The organism is Yersinia sp. 2545 StPb PI, from assembly GCF_052217125.1.
Classification (GTDB): Bacteria; Pseudomonadota; Gammaproteobacteria; order Enterobacterales; family Enterobacteriaceae; genus Yersinia; species Yersinia enterocolitica_E.
Genome location: NZ_JAZGPY010000001.1, coordinates 3,986,464 through 3,999,621 on the forward strand (window position 1 = coordinate 3,986,464; position 13,158 = coordinate 3,999,621).

Consider the following 13,158-nt stretch of genomic DNA (forward strand, 5'->3'; position numbering starts at 1 on the left):
ATACCTCAAAATATCTTTATTCTCTTACTATTAACGATGCCAATGTTCTCATCATTACTCTTGTCAGGTAAAATGAGTCTCATCCTTGTATAAATGCAAAAGTATTAATTCCCTCCCTACCTTTCAGTCAATAACGCCCATAGATAAGTGCGTGAACAAGATATTCACATAAAGTATCTTATATATGCTCATACAGTAATTTACATCAGGAATATCAAACCATTAAATTATAAGCACCAGTAATAAAATCAACAAGATGATCACATCACAAAATGGGATAGTTGACAACTATGCCATTAATAAATAATAAATTCATCAATTGAAACTTATTAGTTCTTATTTATTAGTATGAATATATTAAATAGTGGATTAGATCTAACCACACTTAAGTATGAATTCACGCCATATTCATAACATCTAAAGCCAATAAATAATAGCATTTATTAGAGTGATGAATATTTATATTCAACAAATATATAATAGAAAGATAATAAGGCTTATTGTGAATTTATAATTATGGATTACTCTTACTTACCTCATTCCATCTCTGGGAGACTTAAATATAACGTCCCAAAACTGATGTTCACCTCTCTAGCTAGAGAATTTATGATCCAAATATCAAAAAAGCACAATAATCCATATTATTAAGACTATGCCAAATAAAACAAAATCATCAGCATCTATTTTTAGATTAAAAATCCTATATTTTTAATTTTTAGGTTTTTTGTGTCGTTATAAGGAATTGATAACCCGTGCAACCAGTTGAACTGGCCATTTTAAACAAAAGTTGACATGACCACAAAATTCACGTATCAATTTAGGCAACGCACTATTTTAACCCATGAGAAACTGAAAAATTATGTTCTACTCAACCCGCCTACTAAGCCTACTACTTAACGCATCTCACTTGCGCGGTATGTTGGTGGACGGAAATCAGAACTGATTCAGTCATCAAGATTAACAAGCCCGCGCAAATGCGCGGGTTTTTTTTTACCCGCTAAGCGCAAATGTAAACACGACAAGGAACAACCCATGAGCCAACAAGTCATTATTTTCGATACAACATTGCGCGACGGTGAACAAGCATTGCAAGCCAGCCTGAGTGTTAAAGAGAAGCTGCAAATCGCGCTTGCACTGGAAAGAATGGGTGTCGATGTAATGGAAGTCGGTTTCCCGGTTTCCTCCCCTGGCGATTTTGAGTCAGTGCGCACCATCGCTCAGCAAGTCAAAAACAGCCGCGTGTGTGCTCTGGCTCGCTGTGTAGACAAAGATATTGATGTCGCCGCCGAAGCTTTACGTATTGCTGAAGCCTTCCGTATTCATGTGTTCTTGGCGACATCCACCTTACATATCGAATCCAAATTAAAGCGCTCATTTGATGATGTGTTGGCGATGGCAGTGCACTCGGTGAAACGCGCTCGCAACTATACCAATGATGTTGAATTCTCTTGTGAAGATGCTGGCCGTACCCCTATTGATAACCTGTGCCGCATCGTAGAAGCTGCGATTAATGCCGGCGCGACTACCATCAATATCCCTGATACTGTCGGTTACACCACTCCTTATCAATTCGGCGGAATTATCACCGACTTGTATGAGCGGGTGCCAAATATTGATAAAGCCATTATCTCGGTGCATTGCCATGACGATTTGGGCATGTCCGTTGCCAACTCCATCACCGCAGTACAAGCCGGTGCGCGTCAGGTAGAAGGCACGATTAATGGTTTGGGCGAACGCGCCGGTAACTGTTCACTGGAAGAAGTGATCATGGCTATCAAAGTGCGTGAAAAGATGTTGGGCGTGCATACCAATATCAATCATCAAGAGATTTACCGCACCAGCCAGTTGGTCAGTAAGTTATGCAACATGCCAATACCCGCTAACAAAGCCATTGTCGGCAGTAATGCTTTCGCTCACTCATCCGGTATTCATCAGGATGGCGTGCTGAAAAATCGTGAAAACTACGAAATCATGACACCACAATCCATTGGCTTGAAAGAAGTGCAGTTGAACCTGACCTCCCGTTCTGGTCGCGCGGCGGTCAAACACCGTATGGAAGAGATGGGTTATCAGGATAAAGATTACAATTTGGACTCTTTGTACGACGCATTCCTGAAGCTGGCAGATAAAAAGGGCCAGGTATTTGATTACGATTTAGAAGCGTTAGCCTTCATTAATAAACAACAGGAAGAGCCGGAACACTACCGTTTAGACTATTTCAGCGTGCAGTCGGGTTCCAGCGTAATGGCAACAGCATCCGTGAAATTGGTCTGTGGCGAAGACATTAAATCAGAAGCGGCCACAGGTAATGGCCCGGTTGATGCGGTGTATCAGGCCATCAATCGCATTACCGGTTATGAAATTGAACTGGTGAAATATCAACTGTCTGCCAACGGTCAGGGTAAAGACGCATTGGGTCAGGTTGATATCGTGGTTGATCATAAGGGTCGCCGCTTCCACGGCGTGGGTCTGGCAACAGATATTGTCGAGTCATCCGCTAAAGCGTTGGTTCACGTATTAAATAACATCTGGCGCGCTCATCAGGTAGAGATTGAGAAGCAGCGCTTGCAACAAAATAATCAGGAAATGGTGTGAACATGACTAAGACTTATCATATTGCCGTTTTGCCCGGAGACGGTATTGGCCCTGAAGTAATGGCTCAGGCAAATAAAGTATTGGATGCGGTGCGTCAACGTTTCGGCATCAAGATTTCAACTAGCGTTTATGATGTAGGTGGTGCAGCCATCGACCGTCACGGCAGCCCGTTACCGGCAGCGACAGTCAGCGGATGTGAGCAGGCTGATGCTATCTTGTTTGGCTCGGTAGGCGGCCCGAAATGGGAACATTTGCCACCGGCTGAACAACCCGAGCGTGGTGCGTTGTTGCCTTTGCGCAAGCACTTCAAATTATTCAGCAACTTGCGCCCGGCGCGGTTGTATCAAGGGTTAGAAGACTTCTGCCCATTGCGCAGCGATATTGCTGCCAAAGGTTTTGATATTCTGTGTGTGCGTGAATTAACCGGCGGTATCTACTTCGGCCAACCCAAAGGCCGTGAAGGCCAAGGCCAGCACGAGCGTGCTTTTGATACCGAAGTTTATCATCGCTTTGAGATTGAACGTATTGCCCGTATTGCCTTTGAATCTGCGCGTAAACGTCGTGGCAAAGTTACTTCTATTGATAAAGCCAATGTGTTGCAAAGCTCTATTCTGTGGCGTGAAGTGGTAACTGCCATTGCGGCCGATTACCCAGATGTTGCGTTGTCCCATATGTATATCGATAACGCCACCATGCAGTTGATCAAAGACCCTGCCCAGTTTGATGTATTGCTGTGTTCTAACTTGTTTGGCGATATTTTGTCTGATGAGTGCGCCATGATAACGGGTTCAATGGGGATGTTGCCGTCGGCCAGCCTGAACGAACAAGGTTTCGGTTTATACGAACCCGCAGGTGGCTCCGCACCCGATATCGCGGGCAAAAATATCGCCAACCCAATTGCCCAGATTTTGTCATTAACTCTGCTGTTGCGTTTCAGTTTAGGTAAAGACGATGCCGCCGATGCTATTGAGCATGCGATCAATCAGGCATTGGAACAAGGCTATCGCACGGCTGATTTGGCAGGCGAAGGTAGAGCCATCGGTACCAACGAAATGGGCGATATTATCGCTAAATTCGTGATGGAGGGGGTGTAAAATGGGCAAAACGTTATATCAAAACAAGACCTTATATCAAAAACTGTACGATGCGCACATCGTTTACGAAGCGCCAAATGAAACCCCATTGTTGTACATCGACCGCCATCTGGTGCATGAAGTTACTTCGCCGCAAGCCTTTGATGGTTTGCGCGCCATGGGTCGTCCGGTACGTCAGCCGGGTAAAACCTTTGCCACGATGGACCACAACGTTTCAACCCAGACCAAAGATATCAATGCCAGCGGCGAAATGGCGCGGATCCAGATGCAGGAACTGATTAAGAACTGTGCTGAGTTCGGTGTCTCTTTATATGACCTGAATCATCCGTTCCAAGGCATCGTCCATGTGATTGGCCCTGAACAAGGTATGACTTTACCGGGCATGACTATCGTCTGTGGTGACTCACATACCGCGACCCATGGTGCATTCGGCTCATTGGCCTTCGGTATCGGCACTTCAGAAGTTGAGCATGTGCTGGCAACCCAGACCCTGAAACAGGGCCGTGCCAAAACCATGAAAATCGAAGTTAACGGTACTGTCGGTGCAGGGATTACCGCCAAAGACATCGTCTTGGCGATTATCGGCAAAACCGGCAGCGCGGGCGGCACCGGCCATGTGGTGGAGTTCTGTGGCAGCGCGATTGCAGCGCTGAGCATGGAAGGCCGGATGACATTATGTAATATGGCGATCGAGATGGGTGCTAAAGCCGGTTTAGTCGCCCCGGATGACACCACTTTCGACTACCTGAAAGGTCGTCAGTTCGCCCCAACTGGCGAGCAGTGGGAACAAGGCGTGGCCTACTGGCGCAACTTGAAATCTGATGCTGATGCTAAATTTGACACTATCGTCACCCTGGATGCCGCCGACATCGCGCCACAAGTCACTTGGGGCACCAACCCGGGCCAGGTTATTGCGGTTAATGACATGATTCCTGCGCCTGAGTCCTTCAGTGATCCCGTTGAACGTGCCTCGGCGGAAAAAGCGTTGGCATATATGGATTTGCGCCCCGGCATTAAGTTGACCGAGGTAGCCATTGATAAAGTCTTTATCGGTTCCTGCACTAACTCACGCATTGAAGATTTGCGTGCCGCAGCAGCGGTGGCGCAAGGTCGTAAAGTCGCGACTGGCGTGCAAGCTATTGTGGTACCCGGCTCAGGCCCGGTAAAAGCGCAGGCAGAAGCGGAAGGTTTGGATAAGATCTTTATCGAGGCCGGTTTTGAGTGGCGTTTGCCTGGTTGTTCCATGTGTTTGGCGATGAACAACGACCGTCTGGAACCCGGAGAGCGTTGTGCCTCCACCAGCAACCGTAACTTTGAAGGCCGTCAGGGCCGTGGTGGCCGCACACATTTGGTTAGCCCGGCAATGGCCGCCGCCGCCGCTGTCAGTGGTCATTTTGCTGATGTTCGCGACTTAGAAGCCGCCACCCACTAACCGGAGACACCATTATGGCTAAATTTACTCAACACACGGGTTTGGTTGCTCCGTTGGATGCGGCAAACGTCGATACCGACGCGATTATCCCAAAACAATTTTTACAAAAAGTGACGCGCACTGGCTTTGGCCAACACTTGTTTAACGATTGGCGTTTTCTCGACGACGCAGGCAAAGTGCCAAACCCTGAATTTGTGCTGAACCAACCCCGCTATCTGGGTGCAACCATTTTGTTAGCGCGTGAGAATTTCGGTTGTGGCTCCTCACGGGAACACGCGCCGTGGGCATTGACCGACTTCGGTTTCAAAGTGGTTATTGCCCCTAGTTTCGCTGATATATTTTACGGTAACTCGTTTAATAACCAATTATTACCAGTGACCTTAAGCGAAGCAGATATCGATACCTTATTCCAATTGGTTAACGATAATGAAGGCATCGAGTTTATTGTTGATTTGGAACAGCAAACAGTGAATGCCGGTGGCAATAGTTATTCTTTTGAAATAGACAGCTTCCGCCGCCATTGTATGATTAATGGTTTGGACAGTATTGGCCTGACGTTGCAGCATGAAAGTAATATTTCTGCATATGAAAAACAGCAACCAGCATTTTTACGTTAATTTATTTTAAGTTCATTTTGTGAGTATATTGTTGGTGTCAGGTAAGCCCTGACCCAACAATTCAAAATAGATAAAAATCCCATTTTAAAACGCACCCTTCCTTTTTTCATTGTTCACAAAAACAAATCCCATATCAATCAATATGTTACATGATATATTCTCAAGTCATTATTTTAACTAGATATTAATTATTCTGATATTGATTTATTTGATTATATTTTGTGCTGGCGGTCACTTTTTATTTTTTCAACCAAGGTATGCTATTATTCACCATCCACACCTAGAGGGCGCCTTATGATACGCATTATACTGCGTTACGAAGCACGCATCTCCGGCGATAGCCGAGCCTGGTTTAATATAGATTACCGCCTCGCCAACGATTTCCCGCGTTAACTCCCCCATTGCTTATTCAGCTTAGGCTGAAAAAACTCATCTCTTTATTTTGTTGCCGTCATTGGTAATGCGAATGGCTATTTTCACTCGCCAAAATATGACTGCATTTTAAATATTAATAATAAAAATACCCAAAATGATTGGCGTTGCAGAGACGTTAGCTGCGACTTCAAGTTCCAAGGGTATTTGGAGTCATAAGCCATGAAACGTATCCCAGAGCCCTTCCGTATTAAAATGGTTGAAAATATTCGGATGACCAACCGGGAAGATCGTGAGAAAGCATTAATCGAGGCAGGCTATAACCCATTCTTACTGCCGAGTGAAGATGTCTATATTGATTTGCTCACCGACTCTGGCACCGGTGCGATGAGTGACCGCCAATGGGCCGGATTAATGATGGGCGATGAGGCCTATGCCGGTTCGCGTAACTACTATCACTTGTGTGACCAAGTGAAGAAACTGATTGGCTATCCATTTACTATCCCAACCCATCAGGGGCGTGGCGCGGAGCAAATATTATTCCCTTGCCTGATTGCGAAAAAACAAAAAACCGGTGGTGGCAAGAAACCGGTCTTTATTTCCAACTTCCACTTTGATACCACTGCCGCCCATGTTGAGATGAACGGCGCGAAGGCAATTAACGTAGTCACGCCGAAAGCCTTTGATACCGTTACGTATTATGACTGGAAAGGGGATTTCGATTTAGATCAGTTAAAGGCAACCATCGCTGAACATGGTGCAGAAAACGTAATTTCTATTATTACCACCGTGACCTGTAATAGCTCCGGCGGCCAACCTATTTCCATGAGCAATATGCGTGAAGTGTATCGCATCGCTCAGCAGCACAATATTCCAGTAGTGATCGACTCGGCTCGCTTCTGTGAGAATGCCTGGTTTATCAAACAAAGAGAGCCGGGTTACGCAGATAAGTCGGTCAAAGAGATCATTCTGGAGATGTACCAATATGGTGATATGTTAACCATGTCTGCCAAAAAAGATCCCATGGTGAATATTGGCGGGCTGTGTTGTTTCCGTACCGATGAACACCTGTTTGACGATGTTCGCATCCGTTGTGTACCAATGGAAGGGTTTGTCACCTATGGCGGTTTAGCCGGTCGTGATATGGAAGCGCTGGCTATCGGGCTGGAAGAAGGGATGAACGAGGACTTCCTGAAGTACCGCATCGGACAAGTCGAATATTTGGGTGAACGCCTGCGGGCGGGCGGGATTCCAATTCAGTATCCTACCGGCGGCCACGCGGTATTTGTCGATGCCAAGATTCTGCTGCCACATATTCCGGCGGAGCAATTCCCAGCCCAAGCCTTAAATAACGCACTGTATCTGGAGGCAGGTATCCGCAGTGTGGAAATTGGCTCGCTACTGTTGGGACGAGATCCAGAAACGGGTAAACAAAAACCGTCACCGCTGGAACTGCTGCGTCTGACTATCCCGCGCCGGGTCTACACCAACGACCATATGGATTACATCGCTGATGCCCTGATCTCGCTCAAGTCACGCGCTCATGATATCAAAGGCTTAACCTTTACCTACGAACCCCCGGTTCTGCGCCACTTTGTTGCGCGATTAAAACCGGTCGAATAAAGCGCGACTGCCACTCTCCCCCTGCTCACTTCAGGCTGGGGGAATATTGCTGCCAAATAGCTTAGTCATTACCCTTAGCGCCCTACCGGGCGCTATGCCTCTCTCACCCGTGCACAGATGATTAACGCCAGAATAGCTAATCCCATCGCCACCACATATACCGAATTATGGCCCCAGGTTTCGGTCAATACCCCTTGCAGAACCCCAGCCAGAATCACCCCTGTGGAAATGCTATTGGTAAACAGCGTGGTTGCTGCCCCGGCTCTGCCTGGCATTAAATCCTGAAAATAGAGCATGCCAATCCCGGCGACAATACCAATAAAAATGGCATTAAAAATCTGCAATAGCATCAGTGCAGTTTTGAATTTGAATAACACCAATCCGGTATAAAACAGCACACCCGCCAGCACCGCAAACAGCATAATTTTGCGCTTACCAAAACGCCTGACCGAGTAACCCGCCAGCAGCATAATAGGGATTTCCAACCCGGCAGCAGTCCCCATCAACAGACCAGCCAACCGCTCAGGCAATCCCAAGCTTGCTGTGATATACAGAGGCATATCAATGATGTACATGGTGTTGCAGGTCCACATCAACATTGAAGCAATAAACAGCAACAAAACGTCTTTATCGGCAAACAAACTGCCCTGCACCACCGCTGGCGCATCTACTACTGGCTCTGCTCGCTGCACCGAGGGCAAAATAAACCACACCACCAGCGCACTGAGGACAAAAATACCGGCGGCGATACTGAACATCAGCGTAAAGCCATAATTCAGCGCTAACATAAACGACAGCGGCGGGCCGATAACCCAAGCCAATGAAAGCTGCGCACGCATAATCGAACTAAACATCACCACTTCCCGCGCCGAGCTATCGGCATATTCTCGCGCTAAGGCGAAAATCTGCGGCATGGCGGTATTTGCTACTGCTGCCAGCAGCACACCGGCGGTGATTAGCGTCAGATAGTCACGATTAAAAGCAAATAGCAGGCAGTTCCCCACCGCCATCAAGTAGCAGACCATAATTAGCTTGCGGCGGTCACCACGTAAATCTGATCGTTTGGCCAGTACAAAGCTGACGGTAATCCCGGCAATGGCATTGACGGTATAAAACAATCCCACCCACAGTGGGCGTACTTTCACTTCAGTGCTTAAGAACAAGCTTAATGTCGGTGCCTGTAACGCGCCGGCGATACCGGAAAGAAAAGCCACCACGAAGAAAGCGAGAAACACCGGGTTAATACGGCGGGAAAAGATCAAAGCAGATTTCATTCCAGGCTCCAGCGCCAGAAATAACAATTAAACGCTATGCTACAGAAGCGGGTAGATTTATATAGAGAAAAGTATATCAGCCGCATAAATTTCACATCCGAATAATGGATACGGCTGACCGTGTTTCAGCCTCAAGGAGACAGGATATTATCCAAAGTCATTGGGGCTATAGCTAGGCAGCAAGCGAACAAATCCCGATGAGCTTACTCAAGTAAGTGATTCGGGTGCGTGAACGCAGCTAACAACACTGTAGCCTTAAGGAGGCAGGATATTATCCAAAGTCATTGGGGCTATAGCTAGGCAGCAAGCGAACAAATCCCGATGAGCTTACTCAAGTAAGTGATTCGGGTGCGTGAACGCAGCTAACAACGCTGTAGCCTCAAGGAGACAGGATATTATCCAAAGTCATTGGGGCTATAGCTAGGCAGCAAGCGAACAAATCCCGATGAGCTTACTCAAGTAAGTGATTCGGGTGCGTGAACGCAGCTAACAACGCTGTAGCCTCAAGGAGACAGGATATTATCCAAAGTCATTGGGGCTATAGCTAGGCAGCAAGCGAACAAATCCCGATGAGCTTACTCAAGTAAGTGATTCGGGTGCGTGAACGCAGCTAACAACGCTGTAGCCTCAAGGAGGCAGGATAAAAAAAGCCAGCAGGTTGTTAAGCCCACTGGCTGGTGAAAGTCACCATTACTCAGAAATTTTTGGTACACAGCAAGGCAAGACTTGGTTCATTTAACAGACATCAACATCAATTATCATCTACCACAGCTCACAAAGTGTGCTCTGTTCGGGCGATGATATCGTCTTGTGCATCTGGCGATAGCGCGGTAAAGAATGCCGAGTAACCGGCAACCCGCACCACCAGATCACGGTAGCGGTCTGGGTGCTGCTTGGCATCGAGCAATATCTCACGCGATACAATGTTGTATTGCACATGCCAGCCCAGATACTCCTCGAAGAAGGTACGCAACATCATCATCAGCTTTTCGCGATCACGCGGGTTATCCAAAGTTGACGGATTCAGTTTTTGATTCAGTAGCACCCCGCCCAGAATAGAGGCTGTCGGCAGTTTTGACAGGGAGTTAAACACCGCAGTTGGCCCCAGATGATCAGTACCAGAAGCAGGGCTTGCTCCCTCCGCTAGCGGGCTGTGCGCTTTACGGCCATCCGGTGTTGCCATCGTTGCCGCACCAAACGGCACGTTAGCAGAGATAGAGGACGTCCCGGCGTAATAGGTACCGCCTATCGGGCCGCGACCAAAGCGGGTATTGTGATATTGCTTCAACTCATCAATATACGTCTGATAAGCGCGCACCAGCAGTTGGTCTACATCATCAACATCATTACCGTATTTCGGTGCTGAATTAATCAGATGTTGGCGTAATTGCTCACCGTTCAGGCCAGCAAAGTCATTTGTTAACGCCGTTGCCAGTTGCTGCTGTCCGATAAGCTGTTGTTCAAACACCAGTTTTCGTACCGCTGCCAGACTATTACCCAAATTGGCAATGCCCACCTGCAAGCCGGAAACCCAGTCATAACGCGCGCCGCCCTGCTTAATACTTTTACCGCGCTCAATACAGTCATCCACCAGTGCAGAACAGACAATATCGTGGGCATTCTCTTCCAACACCGTATCTACCACACACTCAATTTCGATGGATTTTCGCGTGTAGTAACGAATCTGCTGATCCCATTGCGCCATCACTTGTGAGAAATCAGTGAAGTTACCCTTCGATAACCCCTGCTCTTGCGGCAAGAATACTTGCCCAGAGGTCGCATCTTTACCTTGCTCCAGCGCCGCTAGCATCACGCGAGCAAAATTAATAAAACTCATGCCAGTACAGCGATAGCCCCATTTCCCCCCCACCGCAGTTTCAATGCAACCGATGGCAGCGTAATCGTAAGCATCCTGTGGTTCTACACCCAATTTGATAAATTCAGGAATAACAATTTCGTCATTATTAAACGCAGGCATACCAAAGCCGCAGCGAATGACTTGCACACAGGCATCGAGGAAATCATCACTGATACCGGCATGGTAGCGCACGCTGAGATTCGGCTGAGTTGAACGTAAACGGCCGCAAGACTCCAACACCGCATAAGAGAGCGGGTTAACCGCATCAATCGCTTTACCCTGCACTAGCTTCTGCCCACCAATAGTGACATTCTGATACAACGGGCTGCCCGCCGAGGCTTTGGAGTGCGAACCGGAACGGATCTTGTTCACTTCCAGCAACTTGAGCCAGCAGCTATGCAACATCTCAATGGCTTTTTCGCGGCTGAGGGTATTTTCCAGCTCCACGTCACGGCGATACCACGGATAGAGGTATTGGTCGAGGCGGCCAAAGGAAACCGAGTGGCCGTTAGATTCAATTTGCAGCATCAATTGGATGAAATAGCACAACTGCAAGGCTTGCCAGAAGGTCTGTGGCGGTTGGTGAGCAATCAGTTCGCAGTTTGTGGCGATAGTTTGTAACTCAATGCGCCGCCAATCACGGCTCTCTTCTTCTGCCATTTGCCGCGCAACCGCCGCATAACGTTCGATATGTTCGCTCAGCGCCGCCAATGAAATATCAATGGCTTTAAGGAATTGCTCTTTATGCAGGTCACTCCAGTCCGTCAGTTGTAACCGTTCGCGGCGACTTGCCACTTTGCTGCGCAGACCATCCAGCCCTTTTTCCAGCAATAACGGGAAGTTAACCGCCAAATGCGCATCGCCGGAGGTCATATTACCTTCGGCTTTTATAATGCCGGTAGCCAATAACGCTTTTTGCTCATCGGTAAACATGCCGTAGCAGCGGTCCTGCACTGTTTGGCCGCGCCACCACGGGCAGATACGGTGCAATACCGCTTTATCTGCTGCACTGACCGAGAAACCCGCACCGGGGCGATCGGCCAGCTCATCAATTTCGTTTTCAATCCAACTCACGGTGTATTCAGGGAAAATTGGCGCGGCGCGCAGTTGGCTGGCCTGATTACCGATAATCAGCTCATCATTTTTGATCCAGACGGTGCGAAGCTGTAAGTGATGCGCCAGCGCCAGCGCGCGCCTGACGGGGAGAGGTTTGTCCTGATGCTGCTGATAAGCCTCGGTATAATGCTGAGCTCGTTCGGTACAAACCGGCGGCTTCACAATGTGGATCAGTGCGTTTTTATGCTGTTTCGTCCGTTCGCTTAGCGTTACCAAATCAAGGGTGGTCATAGCATTATCCTCGTAAAATTGCGGTCAAGCCTTTATCACGGGCATAGCTTTCCGCGAAGTGAAGCAGTTCAGGAGCGTCCAAAGGTGTGCTTGCTGCCCGATACTCTTCACCCAGCAGCGAATATTTGTTGATACCCAACGTGTGGTAAGGCAAAAAGTGAATCTCTTTAACGCCTATCTCATCAGCCGCAAAATCGACGATCCCTTGTATAGAGTGGCGATCTGCATTGAAATCTGGGATCAACGGCACCCGTACTGTGATGTTGGTGCCCGCTGCCGCTAACTGACGAAAGTTGTCCATCACCCGTTTAGCCGAACCTCCAGTCCACTGGCGAAAACGGTTTTCATCCGTGTGCTTTAAATCCGCCAGCATCAGATCCAGCCACGGCAAAGAGGGCGCGATGTAATGCCACGGCGTATGCAGACAAGACTCAACCGCCGTGTGGATACCAAGCAGATGACAGCGTTGCAATAACTCAGCCGCTACATCGGGTTGCATAAATGGCTCACCACCGGATAGCGTCACACCACCGCCACTGCGCCGATAAAACGGCATATCGCGCAACAGTGTTGCCATAGTGGTATCAATATCAATCGGGCTACCACACACCGTCAGTGCACCACTCGGGCAACGCACGGTGAGTGCCTGAAGGTCATCCTCTTCCAGCCGTTGGCGCGTGATAACAATGCAATCGTCAATGCGCTCTATTGCCTGTGGGCAGGTCTGTTGGCACAACTCACAACCTGATAAGCACAGGCGCGAGTCAAATAGCACCTCCGCTTTACGTGATCGACTTTCCGGGTTTTGGCACCAACGGCAACTCAGCGAACAGCCTTTCAGGAATACCACACTGCGAATACCGGGGCCGTCATGGGTGGAATAACGCTGTAAATTAAAAATCATTTATTCCTCCCGTTGGCGGCATTGCCACGATAACCCGCTTTC

9 protein-coding genes are annotated in these 13,158 nt (G+C 48.1%); 6 read left to right on the forward strand and 3 right to left on the reverse strand.

What is annotated here, in order from left to right; all coding sequences use genetic code 11:
- Positions 1 to 1,032: 1,032 nt before the first annotated feature.
- From leuA to tnaA, 6 genes are all read left to right on the forward strand, one after another.
- Positions 1,033 to 2,595, forward strand: coding sequence for a 2-isopropylmalate synthase (gene leuA, locus V1955_RS18590; RefSeq protein ID WP_372557997.1), 1,563 nt, complete (start codon positions 1,033 to 1,035; stop codon positions 2,593 to 2,595).
- Between the two features lie 2 nt (positions 2,596 to 2,597).
- Positions 2,598 to 3,689: a 3-isopropylmalate dehydrogenase gene (leuB, locus tag V1955_RS18595; protein ID WP_442821260.1), complete on the forward strand. Its 1,092-nt coding sequence runs from the start codon at positions 2,598 to 2,600 to the stop codon at positions 3,687 to 3,689.
- Position 3,690: 1 nt separating this feature from the next.
- Positions 3,691 to 5,121, forward strand: a complete 1,431-nt coding sequence (gene leuC / locus V1955_RS18600; RefSeq protein ID WP_442821261.1) for a 3-isopropylmalate dehydratase large subunit — start codon at positions 3,691 to 3,693, stop codon at positions 5,119 to 5,121.
- Positions 5,122 to 5,135: 14 nt separating this feature from the next.
- Positions 5,136 to 5,738 (forward strand): 3-isopropylmalate dehydratase small subunit, encoded by a 603-nt coding sequence (gene leuD / locus V1955_RS18605; RefSeq protein ID WP_083160554.1) that lies wholly within the window; start codon positions 5,136 to 5,138, stop codon positions 5,736 to 5,738.
- 294 nt (positions 5,739 to 6,032) lie between these two features.
- Positions 6,033 to 6,131: a tryptophanase leader peptide gene (gene tnaC / locus V1955_RS18610; protein ID WP_083160556.1), complete on the forward strand. Its 99-nt coding sequence runs from the start codon at positions 6,033 to 6,035 to the stop codon at positions 6,129 to 6,131.
- 201 nt (positions 6,132 to 6,332) lie between these two features.
- Positions 6,333 to 7,733 carry a tryptophanase gene (gene tnaA / locus V1955_RS18615; protein ID WP_372568668.1) on the forward strand — a complete coding sequence of 467 codons (1,401 nt, stop codon included), beginning with the start codon at positions 6,333 to 6,335 and terminating at the stop codon, positions 7,731 to 7,733.
- Between the two features lie 92 nt (positions 7,734 to 7,825).
- On the opposite strand, the gene V1955_RS18620 is transcribed toward tnaA, so the two are convergent.
- The 3 genes from V1955_RS18620 to V1955_RS18630 form a co-directional block, all read right to left on the reverse strand.
- Positions 7,826 to 9,007, reverse strand: a complete 1,182-nt coding sequence (locus V1955_RS18620) for a sugar efflux transporter (RefSeq protein WP_372568667.1) — start codon at positions 9,005 to 9,007, stop codon at positions 7,826 to 7,828.
- Between the two features lie 772 nt (positions 9,008 to 9,779).
- Positions 9,780 to 12,212: a formate C-acetyltransferase/glycerol dehydratase family glycyl radical enzyme gene (locus V1955_RS18625; protein ID WP_372568666.1), complete on the reverse strand. Its 2,433-nt coding sequence runs from the start codon at positions 12,210 to 12,212 to the stop codon at positions 9,780 to 9,782.
- A gap of 4 nt (positions 12,213 to 12,216) precedes the next feature.
- Entirely contained in the window at positions 12,217 to 13,116 is a 900-nt protein-coding gene (locus V1955_RS18630) for a glycyl-radical enzyme activating protein (protein ID WP_442821262.1), read from the reverse strand.
- Between the last annotated feature and the right edge of the window lie 42 nt (positions 13,117 to 13,158).